Here is an 18954-nt window from a genome sequence, read left to right as displayed (position 1 = left end):
CACTCCCTAACTTTTATAAAGTCATTGTAAATGGTTACAATGGAAATTGCAATAGTATCTCTTTTTTTCAGAAAAAAAGCTGATATCTGAATATCAGCTAACGTACGCTTTCTCCTTCAAAAATCGAGAAGGCAGCCGTCTGTTCCTTAACAGCAGTTTTTTCAATCAATGCATTCATATGCGCTGCGATATCCCTGGCATATGCTGTATAATCATATGCGAGTGCATGAAGAGCAGGTGACATCACGCGGCAAATCTCATGTCCGCCAAAGCTGATTACCGATGCATTCTGCGGAATCGCGATATGATATTCCCTTGCGAATTTGGTTAGGGGAATCGCCATCTCATCACGTTCCAGTAAAAGAAGATCAATTTTCTCCGTAAAGATTTCTTTTATTTTCTCATAGATATCCGCATAGCTGCCAGTACAGAGAATCACCTTGAGATCGATGGGCTGCCGTTTTTCATGATAGCAGTTTCGGATTCCCTGCAGCCGCTGATCCGCGATCATCTGATCAACCCCGAGATAACGGACAACCAGCTGCTGCTTTTTCAGCATATAGGCTCCCAGCACCTCTCCGGCCTGTACCTCATGCAAACAACAGCAGTTCAGCTGTTCTTTATCCTCGTTCAGGAACAGAACCGGAATCGAGGTCGTACGCATCTGCTTCTGAATAAACTCCGCACTGGAACAGCCTTCGATGATGATACCGTTCACATTTTGTATAATATAGGAGGTAAGATATTTTTCCTCCAGCTCCTCCATTCCATCAGTCACACAGATTGAGAATGTGATGCCCTGCTCCTTCAGCACATCCTTCAATGCATGAATTATATTTCTTGTGCGGGGCAGCGCAATATCCTTAACCAGCACGCCGAGCCGGTAATTTTTCTGTTTTACCCTGCCTGTGTGCTTCCCTTTTTCACTCTTTGTCTCCGCCGTTTTGTCATTTGCTTTATCTCTTTTACTTCCTCTGGCAACATAACCGGTCTCTTCAATGGCAGCACGTATCTTCTCTGCTATTTCCTCCCGTACATTTTCCTGTTTGAGATAGCGGGATACGGTTGCTTTGGAAACACCGGCAAGTTCAGCAACGTCCGCAATGGTAGCTTTTTTCATACTTCGAACATCCTTTCCATGAGTCATATAGCTTTATTTTACCTTATTTTCTATAAATTGGAAACCCTTTTTTCAGTAGCAGCCTCCAGAAGCTGTTCCAGCACGTGGGCCACCCCATGCGCTGCATTGCTCAATGTCTGATAGCCGGCGGCTTCCTTTATGATATCTTCGGCATTTGCCATTGCAAAGCTGTAACGAAATTCCCGCATCATGGACAGATCATTCAGACTGTCACCGAATACCATCACCTCATCCGGATGCAGCCCCTGTTTTGCGCAGAGCTTTTTCAAAGCCAGACCCTTTTGCGCATCGCTTGCTGTTATTTCTATATTATCGGCCACAGAATTCGTTACCGATGTCTGTTTCATGCCGGAAAGCTGCATCCGCACTGATTGCAGCTGCTGTGCATCATCCCCAAAGGCTTCCAGCTTATAAATAATCGGCTCCTCCATCAGATATTGAAAGGGATCATCGATTTCTCTGTCATACCTTCCAAAGGAGGATGTTTCCATGAGCTCATGAATTTCTTTATCCCGCATCCCCTGCTTGCGCATATGCCGGATAAACATTGCTCTGCCCTGTTTCGGTGTACTGCTCACAATTCCCTCACCGGTATACATATGGTAGGGCAGCGTGCTTTCCTCCAGAATTCGCAATGCTGCCTCAGCGATTCCCGGCGTCAAGGGTGTATGAGACAGCCGTTTTCCATACGCATCCGTAATCAAGGCACCGTTCAGCAGCAGACAGTCACAGTGAATTCCTTCTTTTTTGAACATGGGCGCAACACTTTGATAATTTCGTCCTGTCGCCACCATAAAGTTGATGCCTGCCTTATGAAGTCTTTGTATCGCCTGAATATTGCGCTGTGACAGCTGATGGTTTTCATCCAGCAGCGTGCCGTCCAGATCACATGCCACAAGTTTTATCATATAATACCCTCACTTTCACATACCTGTTTATTTTACCATGCATTCGACTTTCTTCACAATGAAAATCGTGCTAGAATAAAGAAAAGACAGGAGTTGATCGATATGCTGGAAACTGGCAGCAAGGCCATTGATTTTACATTACCGGATGAACATGGCAATCCGGTTGCTTTACATGACTTCAGGGGAAAGAAGGTCGTTTTGTATTTTTATCCAAAGGATAATACACCGGGATGCACCAAACAGGCATGTGCATTCAAGGCAGCCTACGAGGAGTTTAAACGGGAGGATATCGTCGTAATCGGAATCAGCAAGGATTCCAGTGCTTCCCATATAAAATTCAAAGAGAAGTATGAGCTTCCCTTCCTTCTGTTATCGGATACAGAACTGAGCGTTATTCAGGCCTACGATGTCTGGAAGGAGAAAAAACTGTACGGGAAGACCTATATGGGAGTAACACGTTCCACGTATGTCATCGATGAGGAGGGAGTTATCATCAAAACCTTTGAGAAGGCCAGTCCCGCCAATAACGCTGCCGATATTCTGCAGTATGTAAAGGATATCAGATAGACATTATTGTACACGCTTCTTTGAACACAGAAAAAAGCAGCTGTGTGCTGCGTATTCCTTAGGTCATGAAGCGAGGAGATTTCCAATCACAAGCTCGGAAATCTCTTTTTTCTGTGCTTTTCGCTGATGAGGTTCAGCTATTTTCATGAGCTGTATGGATCCCATGCTGATCAGAGAGAATAAGCAGGCGATTCTGTATTCGCCTGCTTTTAACCGGATACTGTCAACTGCTTTCGACCTTGCACGAAAGAGACTGCGGATATCCTTTCGGGATTCTTACTCATGGCATAATGCAATAGATCGTATTTAACCATAGAATTTGAAGCCCCTGTTCGCAAACACCCTGCAGTAAAAAGGTTCCCTTTTTGACAGCCTCGCTCTTATTTTTTCTGCCGTATCCGCAATCGGCTTTTATGCAGCTGTCGCAGTGCTTCACTGCATGCATTTGCCTGAAACCACTGTTCAAGAAGACAGAGAAAACACGAAACCATGGAGAACAAAAGAAGGTGCTCCATAATCATCATGCAGATTTCTCTTGTCAGTCCGCTTGCCTGCACGATATGCAGGTAAAGCAGAGCTGCTCCTGTATACAGCAAGGTGAACAGCTGAAGTGACGCGGTCACGGAAACAAGCTCACCACCGTAAGAAAGCAGCACTTTTTTTCTTCTTAGAAAGAGCAGGGCAATTACGATGCATCCGATAGCGAAGCCACCGCCCAAAACAGCCCTGCGAAGCAATGCCTCAGCAGTGTCTGCGTGCAGATAGAGCAGAATGCCGTAAAGCGGTAAATCCAGCAGAAGAAAGATCACCAGTGCAGGGATACGGCAAATGAGAAGGCGATGTCTGGCTTGCAGTAGTAAGACGCTGCAGGCACTGCCTGTCAGAAGGATTGCGGCAACATTCAATGCTTGCATTCCATCATCCCTCCCTTCATTTCCGATAACAGCCTCTGCTGATGCAGTACCGCAAGAAGATGCTGCTGCAGCCACAGTAGCAGGTCGCTGCTCATGATGTATACATAATCCTCCTGTAAAAGCCCCACATCCTCATGAAAGTTGTAATACTGTATTTTCATCTGATGCAGATCCTGTATGGATATGGTGTTTAACTGATGCAGAGTTAGCAGGACAGCATTGATTGCATGATACCCGGGCTGTTCAACACTTTGTCGCGCAGCCATCATCACGTAACCATCCTCCTTCGCAAAGGGTACCTCCTGATAAAGCTGTATATAGGTGTTCAGATAGGAGAGAACCTCACATACATAGATTCGAATGTCCTTGTGCTGTACCGGAAGCTGTGAAGCCGCAGCATAATACAGCTGTTCCAGCAATTCTTCTTCCGGATCCCCGCCGTGTTTTTTTCTGCCATGCAGTGCTGAGTTGTAACGATTGATCCAGAAAAACGGCAGAATAGCCGATATGACATCAACCAGCGATGCGATCAGAAAGCAGATCAGCGCTGTATTGCGCGCCGCCTGCGATTGTGTAAAGCGCGAAAATGCAATTACCGTTATATCTGTGAAGGAATGATGCTTCTGATAGCTTTCATCAAGTGTTTTCATAATCCTGTTCACCGCTTCTTTATCCAAGGCCTGCAATACCTTAGCATGCTCTTTTAATGCATAATAGCTATCGGATATCTGAAGCTCCAGATCGATACGGAATTTCTGATATTCCTCCTGATGCATATTGCGGAATGGCAGAAAGGCACTCAGCAGACTGGAAACCGTGGATTCCTTTGCCTGCTGGTCAGAGCCCAGAATGTTATGTTTCTGCTGCAGCTTTTGAATATCCGTAAGGGTAAGCTTTTGAAATTCACGGTACTGCCCCACCATTTGAATAACCTGATCCAGACTTATATTCAGCGTTTTCAAATCCTTCATGCCTTCCGCATCAGCTTCCTTCAAAAAGGCGTTCAGTGTATCCAGTAAATGATTGTAGGACATCGTCAGATTCTGAAATTCGGTATATGCCTTTTGCGAAGGCTACTGACGGGTTTCAGCAGACAGCTCATCCAGCTCTTTTTTCATATGCTTCATACTCGCAGAACTGCTTGCGTTCTGCAGCTGCTTGATAGCTGCTTTCAGCTTTTCAGCCTTCTCCTCATTATCTGCAATCTTCTCCAGAGCCCTGGTCAGCTCCTTTTGATCCGTAGTCTGTGTAACACTGCTTCCTCCATCACTCTGCTGTGATGTGGTTACCGAGGTGGAAGGCTGGATGTTCTGAAGCGTACCGGATTTTTTCTGAATAGATGCGATAGCACTGTCGGTGATCTGTATCAGCTGGTTTGCCTGATTCTGCAAAGAATTCAACGCTCTCTCATAGGACACGTAATCCCCATACAGCGTGCGCAGCTCATCCTTGGCTGCTGCAAAGCTGCTCTGATATTCCTTATACTGATTTTTATAATCATTCAGTGGCGATATTGTATTATTGATGATTCCGACATAGGATGTAAGTACGGAAATACAGACAATCATAAGAAATATCATATAGCGTGTCGGCTTCATATGTGCATGCTGACCGGCCTGTTTACTGAAGTAAAACAACAAAACCTGAACAACCAGCGCAAACAAAAACGGTGCCAGCGGATTAAGATCGAGCAGATAATAGCGAGCGCCGCGATAGGTTGTTGTCAGCGATATCAGCTGCAGAGCAAAGGTCGCAAACAGTATAATCGTTGTTGCATGCTGACCGGTTCTTGCATTTCTGGGAAATAAAATATCCCTTATCTGCTGACTCTGTTCATCCTCCATGCGCAATATCTGTTTTCTGCTTTTCTGATTCTTCTGACGCAGCTGACAATCCTCTATTCGCTCACATACACTCTGCTTCAGCAAAGAAGCGAGCACACCTACACCGCGCAAACCCTTTTTCATACTGTTATACAGAGATAGAAACAGCTGTCCGATATCCTGCAGCGGATGAAACCCATGCTGCCTTCGTTCTTTTTTTTCTTGTTCCATAAAGCCTCCTTTTCCCCTATTGGTATTATAAATAACGAAATTTAAGGAACCTGGTAAAAAAAACAAAAGATTTTCTAAAGAAAAGACAGCATACGGTTACTTTTACGAATATCTGATATAAGCAATTACAATTATACACCGCCTAACGAAAGACGACGTATGGATACTGTACAGCTAACCCTGTGTGCTTAACATAAAAAAACTGCTGCGGATATGCGTCCGTACAGCAGTTTTATATCACCATAGCTTGTTCTTAGTACATTGGTCCGGCAGGCATTGGAGGTACCGGTGCCTCTTTTTCCTTAATTGCTGCAACACCAGCTTCTGTCGTCAGGAACAGAGCGGAAATACTTGCAGAGTTGAGAAGTGCACTTCTTGTTACTTTTGTAGGGTCTATGATGCCTTCCTTGAACATATCCACCCAGTTTCCATTCTTCGCATCGAAACCGATGTTTTCTTTTGCAGTTTTCTGCTGTTCAACAATCTCTTCCGCATTGTATCCTGCATTCTCTGCAATCTGTGCAATTGGTGCCAGCAGTGCATCCATGACAACCTTGATACCCTTCTGAACATCCACAACATCGGATTTCAGTTCATCCTTTAATGCGATATAAGCTTCAACCAGAGCAGCACCGCCACCGATTACGATACCTTCCGCAACCGCAGCACGTGTTGCATTCAAAGCATCCTCGATACGCAGCTTCTTTTCTTTCAGCTCGCTTTCTGTAGTTGCTCCAACCTTGATGATAGCAACACCATTGCTCAGCTTACCAAGACGCTCTGCATAACGCTTCTTGTCGTAATCACTCTTGCAATTTTCCATCTGTGCACTGATTTCTTTTACACGTGCGTCAATAGCATCTTTAGAGCCGTTACCACCAATCATCGTCGTATTGTCTTTTGTTACAACTACCTTCTTAACAGTTCCCAAATCTTCCAGCTTCATCTCCTTCAGATCCATGCTTAAATCCTTGGAATAGAAGTTTGCGCCTGTCAGAATTGCGATATCCTTCAGAATTTCCTTCTGGTTATCACCGAAGCCAGGTGCCTTGGTAGCTACTACATTAAAGGTACCACGCAGCTTGTTAACAACCAATGTGGAAGTAACTTCATTTTCAATATCATCTGCAATCAGCAGCAGCGGCTTGTTTGTCTGTACAACCTGCTCCAGAACAGGCAGGATTTCCTGTACATTATTGATTTTCTGGTCAGTGATCAGCACATATGCATTTTCCAGCTCAGCCTGCATTTTTTCATGATCGCTTACCATATATGGAGATACATAGCCCTTGTCATACTGCATACCTTCACTGATTTCCAGCTCTGTATCAAATCCATTGGATTCATCAACGGAAATTACACCGTTGCGTCCAACCTTTTCCATAGACTCGGCAATGATCTTACCAACTTCCTTGCTTCCACTGGAAATTGCTGCTACGCTTGCAATATCATTACTCGTTTCCACCTTGCGGGATTTTTCCAGAATATGCTTTGCTGCTTCCTTGCTTGCGTATTCAATTCCCTCTCTCATCAGGACAGGATTTGCACCCTTTTCCACCTGACGAAGACCGTTGCTGATCATGCTCTGTGCCAGAATAGTAGCAGTGGTTGTACCATCACCGGCAGTATCATTGGTTTTGTTCGCAACCTCATATACCAGCTTGGCACCCATGTTTTCAAACTTGTCTTCCAGCTCGATTTCCTTTGCGATGCTGACACCGTCATTGGTAATCAGCGGTGATCCGTATTCTTTCTCCAAAACGACATTACGTCCCTTTGGTCCAAGTGTTACACGTACTGCATCTGCCAGTACATTCACACCATTCAGCATTGCTGTTCTTGCATCTTTTGAAAAACGTACTTCTTTTGCCATGTTCCTTACCTCCTGTTATGTTTTATGCTAATACTGCTAAGATATCTTCTGCTTCTATAATAATGTATTCTTCTTCATCCAGCTTTACATTTGTACCAGAGTACTCTTTATATACCACCTTGTCATTCTCTTTGATATCAGCCTTGCTGTCAGGTCCGATTGCTACCACCGTTGCGTAGCTTGGTACATTCTTTGCATTGTCAGTCAGGATAATTCCGCTCGCTGTCGTCGTTTCCTTCTCTGCCTTTTCTTTCTTCAAAATGACGTTATCGTGTAATGGTTTCAACATATAAAAATACCTCCTTGTCTTTTAGCACTCGCAGTTCTCAACTGCTAACACATACTATTATACTCAAAATTAGCACTTTGGCAAGAGGATTGCTAAAAAAAGATGAGAAAATTTTTATTGCGAATTCCGAAGGCTTAGTTTTCTGTAGTGTTGCGCGAAAAATAAAAAAGTGTTGCAAATAAAATAAAAAATCTATATATCAAAATATGAAATTTAAATGTACTTTAAATCCTGCGTAAATCCTCATATTCTCATATATATTAAGGAAGGGGAATCCCTTCCTTATTTTCTATACTTCCCGAAGTGGCTTTGCGTAGATCCACATCTTTCTGCGGCCGACCTTAGCATATACAGAATCAGTTTCTGGGTCATTATCTAGGACAGTAAATGTACCTTTGATTTTAACGTACTCACCAGGCTGTAGTACCTGATCGCCGGATTTCTTTCCGCTCTTCGTGACCTCATCACATACAGCTGCATCCAGCCAATGGTACTCGGCCACTGGTGTGCCAGTCAAGGCATAGCAGATCACTGCATCACGGGATGCTGACACCTTAGATACCTGATAGACATCCGGGAAGATAAACTTATCACCTTTATTCAGTATCTGGTCTGGTTTCGGCTTGCTAGAAGCGTTATTCTGCTGTAGATACCCTTTTACCTTGCTGACGAATTTCGCCCAGCTGTAAGGCTTGTTGGCACGAATCTGGCTTGGACAGTTTTTGCCGCTCCAGTCGTGATGCTGGTACAGGCTCTGATGATCAAGCCCCTGTGCTTTCAGCAGCTTCGCAGCCAGCCATGCAGCGTTATCGGTGGCTTTCTCCAAATTACTATCCGGATTGACACAGATCTCGATTGCAATGGTGGTCATATTTCCGTTTCCACATCCGTCGCCAGCGTGCCATGCTACTTCATTGTCTGGAATAGACTGCGTGATCATTTTATCATCCACAGCATAATGCCAGGAAGCCTGCAGCGTGGATCCACTGTTCTGCAGATACGTTCCGTGGTTCTTAGCTCCAGCTCCTGCCTTAAAGTTATCCGTGTTGTGGATCGTAACACCGCCGTTCATCATTCTCTTGATACCGCTTCTTGCCCCACTATAAATTACTGGTGCTAACATTTTTGTAATCTTCATTTTTTCATCCTCCTATTTTTTTATTTTGATAATACCCTCATAGATTGCACTTGCACCTATGAAACTGAACAATGCGACCCATAAAGCACAATATATGGATAGCGAAAAGAAAAACATACAGAAGCATATGCCTATTGCGAATGATAAAACAAAATTTACCACCCATGTCTTAAGCCCTTTTTTAATAAATGGCAGCTCCTTAATTTTTTGTACCAGCAGCGTCTGAATGACACTATAAATGATAGCAACGAAAATCAGATTAAGTAATAACTGTGGAATCTTCATTTTCTTCTCCTTTCCTTGCAAAATAAAAAGAGGTTGCCCTCTTCCTCTTATTCGGTAAGCTCAGCGTAACCCAGATCTGTAAGAATAGATCTTACTTCGTCCTTCAAGCTTACCGGAACTTTGTGAAACTCCAGCTTGCCATCCAAAACTCTGTATGCTAAAAATTCAGCCATTTCATTCACCTCCTCCCACTCCTAACTGCATCAAGATTAGTTCCTGAACTGCATCTTCCATCACAGAAATACGTTCTTCTGTATTTGGTTTTTTTGTATCATCGGGAAATAGAATATCCTTTTCCGCTTCTGTAAGCTCAGTAACATTTCCATCCCGCAGTTTATAATTGTATCTTCCTCGTTCATCAATCAGTCCACTTTCAAGATAGTTTCCTTGTGCATGTGCGTACTTATCACCATTACCTTCATCAATCAATGTATATCCATCTACATCAGAAAGAAATACATCACTGCTAATCTCTGTGATTACAGTGTTAGTATCTGTCTTAACATATACTTTTGTCATGTTGATACCTCCTTAATAGATTTCTGCGTCTAGAGTGATCATTTTGTCGTATGTCCTTATTATTCCAGTAGCATCAGAGCTGGCTGAAACTTGTATAGTTCCAGAATCAGAATATGTATATGATATATTCTTAATGTTTGTATCTGAGCCTGAATTTACTGTTGTGATAGTTGGCTTAATACGCATCGATGCTTTTAGATAAATTGTACTTATATTAGCCAGATTTATATTATCCGAATAACCGGTGAAACCGAATCTAATCATTTGATAATATCTCTGGCATAACATTAACTCTTCCGCATAAGGTCTTGGAACAAACGGCGTCGCCATCTCCCCGAGCTCTAATTTTGCATAATCTATATATACATCAGATGATATACCTGCTGAGGCGATTATTATTTGTAAAGATTTAACATCATCAAAATCTATATCTCCTGATATATCGAAAGTCATACTCATGATCTTGTATTCATTCGCTGAAATCATATGTGCTTTTCGTGCTAATAATACAGACGTTTTATCACTTGAATTATACAAAACTGTTGCTGATGTTGTTATTTCCTGCGCATTTCCTGATATCATTTTCACACTTAATGTCAATTTTTTTCCTAAGATTTTCCGAATAATAGAATTATTCAACTCTTTGTGCTGATATACCAGAAATCTACTTCCCCCTGTGGCTGATACGATTTTCAGCCTTCTGCTACTATTTACTACAGTGTATGGCACATATCCTTCCTCCGGATTCATATAAGCGACCCATCTATCTGCTGTATACTTCCTACGCTCTGTGATATCGAAACTATTTCCACGTTGCCATACCTGAAAATCACCATTATCTAATAGATTGAGATTACTGAATGGTGGATTTCCTGTAATCTCTCCATATTCATATATGGGTTTAACAACTGCTTTAGCCCAATCATATACATCACTCGCAGGTAGGGATGTGGGAAAATCGGTTATATCACTTCTACTATGATTATGAAGCTTTGGTGTCCTCTCATCACTTAGGCGGCTATCATTGCCCTGACACACAGTACCCGCAGTATTGCCAAAAGCTTTATTAAATGCGGTATTTTTACTGAATACTGGCTCCTTGCCATCCAACGCCTTTTTGGTAGCATCCGATATGGGTTTATCCTTGTCTGAGGTATTATCAACATTACTCAATCCTACCTCTGATTTTATGTAGGATGGTTTATTCGGCTGCTTAGCCCAGTCAGAAACATCGCTCGCAGGTAGAGAAGTCGGGATATATACACTCTTTGCTATGCTGCCATCATATGAGCCTGTTACACCTCCGGTAAATGTTAAAGCTGCCGGATTTTTTCTCGCATCACTCAAACGATTATCATTACCCTGGCACACAGTACCAGCAGTATTGCCAAAAGCTTTATTAAATGCTGTATTTTTACTGAATACTGGCTCCTTGCCATCCAATGCCTTTTGGGTTGCATCCGATATGGGTTTATCCTTATCTGCTGTATTGTCAACATTATCCAACCCGAGTTGCTCAACCGTAACGTTATGCGGATTAGTTTGATCATTAACGTGCTGCACAAGATCTCTTTGCAAAGCGTAAACACTGCCGTTGATCTGTATGTTGATCGTAATGTCATCAGTGATAGATAACGCAAATCTTAAACGCTTTTCATAGGCTATACCGCAATCTACTGGGCTGATATATTCAGCATCATTCCCAGCATTATCATACGCATACAACACCTCTTTACCACTTGCATCTGTTGCTATTATCCCTATCTCACGTAAATAATAACCAGAGTGATCATTGCTTGTAATATCAGCCTCAATCAGCAGCTGATTATCTTTATGCTGTATCTCCGGTACGACATCATATAGAGGATTTACCATGCTATGGATATCGTGGTGATCTGCACTGTATTTGCCATCCCCGATACGTATACATTTTACCGCAAACTGCTTGCTGATCTGTGTCTGCGTCAGCAGAGATTGTCCGTCATATGTTATTACCATGCCCCTAAATGCCATTTAAACCACCTCCTTGAAATCTAATATTGACGAATGCAATACTGCATATCTTGCATTTGTACTTGATTGCTCATATCTAACTAGCGTTAAATCATAAGCGATATGTGCTGGCTTGATCATATCCAGATAGCTCCTTATTGCTGCCACAAATGCATCTGATAGATTGCTCTGCACGATATTGACAAGGAATAGATATTGTTCAGGATGCTCCTCTATTTCAACTGGAAGTCCCGTCATAGCTGTCAATTCGTTATAGATACTTCGCTTTGTTGCTGTATAGCGTGCATTGAGCTTCGCAATCAAGTTTTTCCTTCTTTCGTCCTGGGTTAGACCTTCACCCATCAGATCAAACATTTTTTCGTACCTGGAAAGCAATTCACTTGCTGTGTTTAAAGATAGCTCTCTGATACATTCCTCCAAGGCATTATGCAATCTATCAAGCTCCTTTGATTCAGCAGTCAGTAGTTCATCCATTTCCTTCATGCTCTGAAGCCAGAATGGAAGATATTTTGTATCAAATCGCATAGAAGCTCACCTCAACTATCTCAAAATACTCATCACTATCTGCTGTGATGGAAGAAGTCCCACCGTTGAGAGTATACGAATCAACATCCAGAACACCCGGTATATCATACAAGAGATCACTGACTTTAAAATATGTCAATGATCTACTGGATCCGAATTGCTTAGTTGTAAGGTACTGTGTAAATGCAGCCTTAAACTGATCAGTAATATTATTTATTTCAAAGCCATTTGACAGGTGAATGCTGCCACTTATATTCAGAGCCTTAGCCTTAGCAGCTACGACACTTACAGCTGCCGCAATAGGCTTCATTTCAGTGATATGCTCTATTGCTTTCTGGATAATGATTTCGTCAGGTGCAGCTCCTCCAGGAGAAAGCAATACGACTTTCACAGTTCCATTACCGTTTGCGCAGGGAATACACACCGCATTTCCTACACCGGGAACCTCTTTCGCCCATTTGATATAATCATTAACGTTTCCGGAAGTGGATGGATTCCGGATTCTGTCAAAAATGCGACTGCGAAAAGCCTCATCCGTCTCTATATCTACGCCTCCAGCAAAGGGCTGTACATTGGTTACCTTAACACCATCAAGGTCAACAGCACTTATATCTCCAGCAGCTACATTGCCAACTGTTCCGGCAGTAGTACAGACCGCTTTTATTGATACTGTGGAGGTATCATCTATTACACCTTTTTCAAGTGTTGAAAAACTCAAAGTATCAGATTTCACAGTAGTTTCAGCTGGAATCGTTGTTCCTGGATTTCCTGTGAATAAAACTGTTCCTTGTGCTTGTGTTGCTGGTAGTCTTGTTTCTCCGAAGTCCAACGCTGCTCTGTCTAAAAACTCATCATAAGCAGTATCCAGCAAAACCTTATCTGGAATAGTCGCAACCTCCATAGCATACATCATGGCAAGCTCCTGCGCCACAGCCTGAATGTTATCCATCGAAAAAGAACCCTCCAGTTTACTGGTAGGATTCTTCAAGTTCTCCATGATTCTATTCTTTATATCCTCATATTCAAAGCTATCCAACTCAACCAGCTCCTTTCATAATCTGCTCTATTTCCAAATCATCGTAAATACTAGAAACAGTAAATTTTGCTTTAATTCCAGAGGATAACTTGTCAAAATTAAAATCCTTAATAGCGGTTATATAAGGTGAATATATAAGCGCCTCCGTTATCATTCTCTGGATTTCTGAGGTTATGATGTCATATGATAAACCGACACCTGTCAGATCATCAAGCTCTGATCCATAATCATCCGTATATGTTACATAGCGATACCGCGCAGTCATGAGTGCTTTATATATCCAGATCTTTAACGCTTCATTTTCCTCAACAATGATTGAATTACCATCCAGATCTGTCTTCAGACAATTCTTTTCATAATCGTAAGCATATTCACGGAATACAGGAAGTTCTTCCTCATCGCTCATATCTTCCTGAACCTCAGTAAAAAACGGAAAGATACTCATACTGCCACCACCTTCTGCAAGATATAAAAGCTAATGTTATCCAACAATACAATGACATGATCGCCACGTTTAAGCTTAAGGTCTGGATTGCTGTATATATGCTGATTGACCGTGAGATCATACAGCTGGAGTGTGACCGGATCTGTACTTGTCACTGTAGCCAGTAGGATCTGTTGATCTGTACTGTTTTTGTTCTTCAACAGCTCTGCCATTCTGTAAGCCCATGTATTCATTTCTTAACCTCCTGTCTCAATCTCTCTCGTATCCATTAAGTTTTTAAAAGCGAGTGTTAATGTCATACTATGCTTACCATTACTAAAAGAGTGGCTATCACTCTCTATATAAAATTTACCGTATAGCCCTGTGGATTGTTCCTGCACGATGATGCTGTATCCAGCTATCGCTCTACAATCTCCTGTGACAGTAACGTTTCCGGATTCTTCGATTCCCTGCATCAATGCCCTTGCTTCAGCTTCGGACGATTTCCCATCCTCTTCTTTGTAGACCTTTTGCACCGTGCCATATTTATTTCTGGATGTACGATCCTCTATAATGCGCTTTTTATTACCGTCTTTATCTGTGATCAGCACTTGATTTACTACATTTTCAGCACTTACTCTGTAGGTCGCATCCTGTAGATTGTAACTACCATCTACCACCACACCGCAAAGCTCACCCTTTTTTATGACCGCTAACTTGTTAATGGATTGAGCCATTGGCATATAAACCTCTTTTGTCTTTTTGGCAGCAGCTGTATATGCCATCATGATAGCATCATATCCGGTCTTGGCAATGCAGGGGAAATACACCTTTGTATTTGTTGCCGCAATGCTCCCCGGTGTGATACCTAAATCGTTACAGATCGTCCGTGTGATCTGCTCTGCTGTATTATTGAATATCCGGCTAATCTCACTCTTATTGACATAAAACATCAGATCATAAGCTGTAACAGATATCATACCGGATGCAGCTGCTCGCTCTACCGTCCAAACAACACCACCAAACAGATTGTTGTTTTTATCGTCCTGGAGTATAACCTCATTACCCGGCTCCAGTATGACCTTAGTCAGTTTATCATCATGTGGATTTTGATAATACGTGAATTGTAATGTCCTTGCGACAGCTTTTGTATCACCTGACCATGACAGATCCTGTACCAGATTGATAATATCTTTATCCTTAGCAAGCAATCTCATTTCGGAATCACCAACTTTGTACCGGCCCAGATCCAATGACCTTTATCGGATGATGCAAAGCCGTGTTTCTTTGCCGCCTTTTCGATAGCATCCTTGTTCGCATTATATATTTTAGGATACTTAGATCCATTACCATAATACTTTACTGCGATCGACCAGAGGGTATCACCGCCCTTGATCGTATGTGTAACCTTCTTTTGCTGCTTAACTTTTTGCTTCGGACTTTTTGCGGCTGGTCTTGCTGCGGTTATTGTCTTTTTTACAGACGTTTTGATTTTAACAGTAGGCACGTTAAGAGACTTATACTCAGTCAGATCAATCGTATAATAGATATCCTTATCACCCTCATATCTTATAGTATGGATCTTGTCGATTGTCATTGCGATATTGATACCTGTATCACTGACTATAAGTCTAACGGGCTGACTACTGTCCTTCCATTTTTCCAACAGTTTCAGATATTCTTGTGGAGATCTATCTGCTCGTTTATAAAATGGCGAGGAGGAAGAAGGGAAGAAGCTGGAGAGTGAGCCTGTGATCAGACCCACACTTCCCAGCTGATTTGCTTCTCCAACATTCAGCAGAGTGATTTTCTGATTAAGTTGCGGATCATCAAGCTCAAACTGTGACGGATTCACAGGTAACTTTATTTGCTCCTTGCTGTTTGCCGTAGATATCAGCTGATATACTCTCATACTTATTCCTCCTCTTTTTTATACATTTTCCATTGCTTTCAGGATTTTCTTTACTACTTTATCACCAATTTCATCAATGTCTCCTTCCTCTTTGACAATGATTTTATCAGCAAGTTTCTCAATTTTAATTGTGATTGTTTTACCACTTCCTGTACCTGTTGGTCTATCTTTACCAGCTGGTGGATTGCCAGATACAACAGGCATCGGCTCACTGCGACTTAACTTGCTGACCAGTAGGTTTATGCCTTGCAGCATAGACTTTAGATATGGTACAGATGCATCTGTCTGTAAGATCTGCGTCACCCCGCTAGCGCCCTGCACATTTCTGGTGATCCTGTTTATGACTGGATCCATCCATCCTGTGTTATGCTCTAGCGGCACGACCGCCTCACGACCTGCCTCACCAAAGATCGCTGGCGTTGCCTTATCAACTACACCACCCTTAGCAAGTGGTTGTATATGTTCCAGATCTAACCCAAAATGGGAACCTCCAGCAAATGGTACCCAATCAGGGATGTCAACCTGGATTGAATTGATACCGTCTATAGCCCAGTTAATGATGCCGATAACAGCATTTATCGGTGCTTTGCATATCTCTCCGATGCCGCCGAATATCGTACCAAAAGCATCCACGACACCCTGCCAGTCTCCAGACCATACAGCACTGATCAGATCCAAGCCTCCCTGTATGATACCCGTGATACCATCAATCACATTTGTGATGATTGCACCAACAGTCTCAAAGGCCGTTTGTACAAAAGGCGCCAGTGTCATAATAACGTTTTTTATACCCTCAATCGCAATGCTGAGTGCCGGCAGTACAGCGGTAACGATATTGCCGATCTGCGTCACTATGGTACTGAAAATAGGTGCCAGAACTGGCATAACCTGTGCAATGGCTGCCACGATCTGCTGAATCACCGGAGTGGCTGCTATAGCAACGTTTTGGATCGTTGTGATCACCGTTTGAGCAAATGACATGATAGAGGGCATCATTGCTTTGATACCATCACCAAGAGCTGCAAAGATAGGAGACAGAGATTTAAACGTGGCAATGATTGTCGGCATTGCAGCAGATACTGTCTTAATGCCCTTACTCAAGCTGCTACCAAATGCAGAGCCTAATTTGTCAATGTATGGCATCGCTTTATCAATCAATCCAATCATATCTGTAAGCACAGGCTTTAATTGATCAACGATCTTAAGTCCGAAGTCTGCAACACTGGATTTGAGCTTACCAGTGATAGTAGATACCAGACCACCACCGGATGTCGCAAGCTTTGCACTTGCCCCACCAAAGAAATTTTCCAGATCCTTAGATACACCCTTAAATCCCTTTTTCTCAAATTCGTCAGCTGACACTTTAAATCCAAAGCTTTTCAAGCGCTCCATTTCTCCCATTTTGGCATCACCAAGCGCCTCGATTGCATCCTGGACACTTGCAGTACCACCAGATGCTGCTGCCATGTCTTCAGCTAATTTAACTAAAGCCATAGCATCCTTACGATTACCCTGAGTTAATGAGATTGCTCTGGATCCCGCCTGAATGACCTCACCAGTTTCGAACGGTGTCGCATTAGCGTTATTTCGTAATTGCTGTGTAAATTCGTTCGCCGCCTTATCAACAGCATTCTGATCCATGTCTTTATTGGTGGCTCCGATAAAGTGCTTAATGGATATCTGCTGCTGTTCAAGCTGCATCCCACTGTTTACAGCTGCGCCTATGCTAGCAGTTGCTACTGTTGCAGCTACCGTTACCGGGATCACAAGCTTTCTTGCAATCGCTTTAAGCTTGGATCCTATGCTGCCAAGTATGGATGCTGTCTTATCTACAGCTGTGATTACAGGCTTTGGCACCTTGCTTTTAAGCTGAGCAAACTTACTCTTGATACCATTGATTATGCTTGTGGTCTTGTCTTTAACCATGATCACAGGCATTGCAACAAGCCGACCTATATCCTTGATCTGCTTTTTAACCTTTACGATTTTTGTCGTTGTTGCATCCTTAAGCTTGATCATAGGGCTGACGATCGTCTTTTTTAGCAGACCCAGCTTATTTTTTATCTTATCAGCTGTTTTACTGGCACTGTCCAATATTTTAAAACGTACAGTTAAACCCTGTTTAAATTCACTCATTTTCCGTTTAAGTGATGATAGTTTCTTGTAGACTGCATTATCATCAATCTTCATTTTCCAGGATTTCTCATACAATTCTTTCATAGCTGTATGTGTTTTTTTTACATCCCGCCGGAAGTTTTGCTGCTCTTTAACAATGTTTTTTAAGGTAGGAGTGACCTTATCCTTGATTCCGATTTCACCCTTGACACCCTTGTTTTTCGGCATGATCAGTCACTCCCTCCCATTGCTTCCTGTATTTCTTCAGATCTAGTAATCATGCTGGCTCGGTAAAATAACTGATTGATCAATGGCTCTCTTAAAAAGTCGTCTATCTTCCAGCCCAACTGGACGTAATAATGCAATAGTTGCATATCCCCGTCCTGGGCTATCAGTTTTTTAAATCTTCAACCGCTTTGACTTTAGCACCTTTCTCAGCTGTTACACCGGAAAGCTTCAGTATTTCTTCAGCAATTTCATTCACTTCATGCATTTCAAAGATATCAACTGCATCAACAGGCTTATAGATATCACCACTAGCTTTCAGTTCTTTTGCAAGCTGCTGCATATTCGGCTCAAGGATGCCGATATAAGCACAGTACCTTGTTGATTCCATGGTATCTTCTACATCCAGCACCTCTGTGATTTCATGTGTCTTTAGATCTCTTATGATGATGTCAACATCCATAGATGGCACATGAAGCTTTTTTGTCTTGCCTAGCTTTTTATCACGCAGGCGTTGTGCAGCCTTTGCAGTAAATTCCTGTAACAGATTCTTTTTTTCACTTGTTGCTCCCATTTTTATGCACCTACCTTATCCAAATTGATCATATCCGATGGAGTAAAGCCTCCACTGATTTCCTGTGTTACTGGTGCGCCGACCTCATAGCTAACTACTGGTAATTCGTTCAACCAGCAGTTATCGATGCTGTAACGCTCTGTTTGTCCTCCGGTTGCATCCGGATCTTTAAGTTTTGTGATGATTTGCAGACGCTTATCCTTGCCTGCATTGATTTTCTGGCGGTAATCTTCAAAACGTGAATACACCTTGTTCAACTCCAGTGTCCATTCACCTTTCTGACTTTTAAATTTTGAATCCATGTCAATACCAATCTGAATATCTTCACGTTCATAGCTGATCTTAAGCTCGATTTTTTTTGCTTCCGCAATAAGATCTCCATCGATCCAGACCTCTGCATAAGACCCGCTGAGAACTCTGTATCCTCTAAATTTCGCCATAT

At 42.5% G+C, this 18954-nt stretch carries 21 protein-coding genes; 1 reads left to right on the top strand and 20 read right to left on the bottom strand.

The features are described from left to right. Positions 1-97: 97 nt before the first annotated feature. Both ACG3M1_RS10530 and ACG3M1_RS10525 read right to left on the bottom strand, forming a co-directional pair. Entirely contained in the window at positions 98-1120 is a 1023-nt protein-coding gene (locus ACG3M1_RS10530) for a LacI family DNA-binding transcriptional regulator (protein ID WP_008819390.1), read from the bottom strand. A 50-nt stretch (positions 1121-1170) separates the two neighbouring features. Further along, positions 1171-2049 (bottom strand): Cof-type HAD-IIB family hydrolase, encoded by an 879-nt coding sequence (locus ACG3M1_RS10525; RefSeq protein WP_002608677.1) that lies wholly within the window; start codon positions 2047-2049, stop codon positions 1171-1173. Positions 2050-2151: 102 nt separating this feature from the next. Between ACG3M1_RS10525 and bcp the strand changes: the two genes are divergently transcribed. Beyond that, the gene (gene bcp / locus ACG3M1_RS10520) at positions 2152-2616 is read left to right on the top strand and encodes a thioredoxin-dependent thiol peroxidase (protein ID WP_009269320.1); all 465 of its coding nucleotides are present in this window, start codon (positions 2152-2154) and stop codon (positions 2614-2616) included. Between the two features lie 380 nt (positions 2617-2996). On the opposite strand, the gene ACG3M1_RS10515 is transcribed toward bcp, so the two are convergent. The 18 genes from ACG3M1_RS10515 to ACG3M1_RS10430 form a co-directional block, all read right to left on the bottom strand. Further along, complete coding sequence (locus ACG3M1_RS10515; protein WP_009269321.1) at positions 2997-3530, bottom strand: hypothetical protein; 534 nt, start codon at positions 3528-3530, stop codon at positions 2997-2999. After that, positions 3518-4564 (bottom strand): hypothetical protein, encoded by a 1047-nt coding sequence (locus ACG3M1_RS10510; RefSeq protein WP_021420323.1) that lies wholly within the window; start codon positions 4562-4564, stop codon positions 3518-3520. The genes ACG3M1_RS10515 and ACG3M1_RS10510 overlap by 13 nt, the downstream gene beginning before the upstream one ends. A gap of 39 nt (positions 4565-4603) precedes the next feature. Next, complete coding sequence (locus ACG3M1_RS10505) at positions 4604-5584, bottom strand: hypothetical protein (protein WP_009269323.1); 981 nt, start codon at positions 5582-5584, stop codon at positions 4604-4606. Positions 5585-5837: 253 nt separating this feature from the next. Continuing rightward, complete coding sequence (gene groL, locus ACG3M1_RS10500; RefSeq protein WP_002608673.1) at positions 5838-7457, bottom strand: chaperonin GroEL; 1620 nt, start codon at positions 7455-7457, stop codon at positions 5838-5840. A 22-nt stretch (positions 7458-7479) separates the two neighbouring features. Further along, positions 7480-7746, bottom strand: a complete 267-nt coding sequence (locus ACG3M1_RS10495; RefSeq protein WP_002608672.1) for a molecular chaperone GroES — start codon at positions 7744-7746, stop codon at positions 7480-7482. Between the two features lie 289 nt (positions 7747-8035). After that, positions 8036-8884 carry an N-acetylmuramoyl-L-alanine amidase family protein gene (locus tag ACG3M1_RS10490; protein ID WP_142419917.1) on the bottom strand — a complete coding sequence of 283 codons (849 nt, stop codon included), beginning with the start codon at positions 8882-8884 and terminating at the stop codon, positions 8036-8038. A 332-nt stretch (positions 8885-9216) separates the two neighbouring features. Continuing rightward, positions 9217-9342: a hypothetical protein gene (locus ACG3M1_RS10485; protein WP_257279179.1), complete on the bottom strand. Its 126-nt coding sequence runs from the start codon at positions 9340-9342 to the stop codon at positions 9217-9219. 1 nt (position 9343) lies between these two features. Beyond that, entirely contained in the window at positions 9344-9688 is a 345-nt protein-coding gene (locus ACG3M1_RS10480) for a hypothetical protein (protein ID WP_242409316.1), read from the bottom strand. 12 nt (positions 9689-9700) lie between these two features. Then, complete coding sequence (locus ACG3M1_RS10475) at positions 9701-11701, bottom strand: hypothetical protein (protein ID WP_242409315.1); 2001 nt, start codon at positions 11699-11701, stop codon at positions 9701-9703. Next, complete coding sequence (locus ACG3M1_RS10470) at positions 11702-12226, bottom strand: putative phage tail protein (protein WP_217793713.1); 525 nt, start codon at positions 12224-12226, stop codon at positions 11702-11704. Further along, positions 12216-13262, bottom strand: a complete 1047-nt coding sequence (locus ACG3M1_RS10465; protein WP_217793715.1) for a baseplate J/gp47 family protein — start codon at positions 13260-13262, stop codon at positions 12216-12218. Before ACG3M1_RS10465 ends, ACG3M1_RS10470 begins: the two co-directional genes overlap by 11 nt. A gap of 1 nt (position 13263) precedes the next feature. Further along, complete coding sequence (locus ACG3M1_RS10460) at positions 13264-13707, bottom strand: DUF2634 domain-containing protein (protein ID WP_217793717.1); 444 nt, start codon at positions 13705-13707, stop codon at positions 13264-13266. Continuing rightward, entirely contained in the window at positions 13704-13940 is a 237-nt protein-coding gene (locus ACG3M1_RS10455; RefSeq protein WP_217793719.1) for a hypothetical protein, read from the bottom strand. Before ACG3M1_RS10455 ends, ACG3M1_RS10460 begins: the two co-directional genes overlap by 4 nt. 3 nt (positions 13941-13943) lie before the next feature. Further along, positions 13944-14903, bottom strand: a complete 960-nt coding sequence (locus ACG3M1_RS10450; RefSeq protein ID WP_217793721.1) for an XkdQ/YqbQ family protein — start codon at positions 14901-14903, stop codon at positions 13944-13946. Then, positions 14900-15598, bottom strand: coding sequence for a LysM peptidoglycan-binding domain-containing protein (locus tag ACG3M1_RS10445; protein WP_242409313.1), 699 nt, complete (start codon positions 15596-15598; stop codon positions 14900-14902). The genes ACG3M1_RS10450 and ACG3M1_RS10445 overlap by 4 nt, the downstream gene beginning before the upstream one ends. Positions 15599-15616: 18 nt before the next feature. Further along, on the bottom strand, positions 15617-17941 hold the full coding sequence (locus ACG3M1_RS10440; protein ID WP_242409312.1) for a hypothetical protein: 2325 nt from the start codon (positions 17939-17941) through the stop codon (positions 15617-15619). A 163-nt stretch (positions 17942-18104) separates the two neighbouring features. After that, the gene (locus ACG3M1_RS10435; RefSeq protein WP_154410966.1) at positions 18105-18512 is read right to left on the bottom strand and encodes a hypothetical protein; all 408 of its coding nucleotides are present in this window, start codon (positions 18510-18512) and stop codon (positions 18105-18107) included. Between the two features lie 2 nt (positions 18513-18514). Continuing rightward, complete coding sequence (locus ACG3M1_RS10430; protein ID WP_217793748.1) at positions 18515-18952, bottom strand: phage tail tube protein; 438 nt, start codon at positions 18950-18952, stop codon at positions 18515-18517. Positions 18953-18954: the final 2 nt, after the last annotated feature.

It is taken from the genome of Clostridium sp. 10cd* (assembly GCF_044336395.1).
GTDB lineage: Bacteria > Bacillota_I > Bacilli_A > Erysipelotrichales > Erysipelotrichaceae > Clostridium_AQ > Clostridium_AQ innocuum.
The sequence above is the reverse complement of the archived record's forward strand: the minus strand, read 5'-3'. Positions and strand labels throughout refer to the sequence as shown.

Coding starts and splice junctions, on each gene's coding strand:
- ACG3M1_RS10530 (WP_008819390.1), bottom strand. CDS start 1,120: ATGAAAAAAGCTACCATTGCGGACGTTGCTGAACTTGCCGGTGTTTCC.
- ACG3M1_RS10525 (WP_002608677.1), bottom strand. CDS start 2,049: ATGATAAAACTTGTGGCATGTGATCTGGACGGCACGCTGCTGGATGAA.
- bcp (WP_009269320.1), top strand. CDS start 2,152: ATGCTGGAAACTGGCAGCAAGGCCATTGATTTTACATTACCGGATGAA.
- ACG3M1_RS10515 (WP_009269321.1), bottom strand. CDS start 3,530: ATGCAAGCATTGAATGTTGCCGCAATCCTTCTGACAGGCAGTGCCTGC.
- ACG3M1_RS10510 (WP_021420323.1), bottom strand. CDS start 4,564: ATGTCCTACAATCATTTACTGGATACACTGAACGCCTTTTTGAAGGAA.
- ACG3M1_RS10505 (WP_009269323.1), bottom strand. CDS start 5,584: ATGGAACAAGAAAAAAAAGAACGAAGGCAGCATGGGTTTCATCCGCTG.
- groL (WP_002608673.1), bottom strand. CDS start 7,457: ATGGCAAAAGAAGTACGTTTTTCAAAAGATGCAAGAACAGCAATGCTG.
- ACG3M1_RS10495 (WP_002608672.1), bottom strand. CDS start 7,746: ATGTTGAAACCATTACACGATAACGTCATTTTGAAGAAAGAAAAGGCA.
- ACG3M1_RS10490 (WP_142419917.1), bottom strand. CDS start 8,884: ATGAAGATTACAAAAATGTTAGCACCAGTAATTTATAGTGGGGCAAGA.
- ACG3M1_RS10485 (WP_257279179.1), bottom strand. CDS start 9,342: ATGGCTGAATTTTTAGCATACAGAGTTTTGGATGGCAAGCTGGAGTTT.
- ACG3M1_RS10480 (WP_242409316.1), bottom strand. CDS start 9,688: ATGACAAAAGTATATGTTAAGACAGATACTAACACTGTAATCACAGAG.
- ACG3M1_RS10475 (WP_242409315.1), bottom strand. CDS start 11,701: ATGGCATTTAGGGGCATGGTAATAACATATGACGGACAATCTCTGCTG.
- ACG3M1_RS10470 (WP_217793713.1), bottom strand. CDS start 12,226: ATGCGATTTGATACAAAATATCTTCCATTCTGGCTTCAGAGCATGAAG.
- ACG3M1_RS10460 (WP_217793717.1), bottom strand. CDS start 13,707: ATGAGTATCTTTCCGTTTTTTACTGAGGTTCAGGAAGATATGAGCGAT.
- ACG3M1_RS10455 (WP_217793719.1), bottom strand. CDS start 13,940: ATGAATACATGGGCTTACAGAATGGCAGAGCTGTTGAAGAACAAAAAC.
- ACG3M1_RS10450 (WP_217793721.1), bottom strand. CDS start 14,903: ATGAGATTGCTTGCTAAGGATAAAGATATTATCAATCTGGTACAGGAT.
- ACG3M1_RS10445 (WP_242409313.1), bottom strand. CDS start 15,598: ATGAGAGTATATCAGCTGATATCTACGGCAAACAGCAAGGAGCAAATA.
- ACG3M1_RS10440 (WP_242409312.1), bottom strand. CDS start 17,941: ATGCCGAAAAACAAGGGTGTCAAGGGTGAAATCGGAATCAAGGATAAG.
- ACG3M1_RS10435 (WP_154410966.1), bottom strand. CDS start 18,512: ATGGGAGCAACAAGTGAAAAAAAGAATCTGTTACAGGAATTTACTGCA.
- ACG3M1_RS10430 (WP_217793748.1), bottom strand. CDS start 18,952: ATGGCGAAATTTAGAGGATACAGAGTTCTCAGCGGGTCTTATGCAGAG.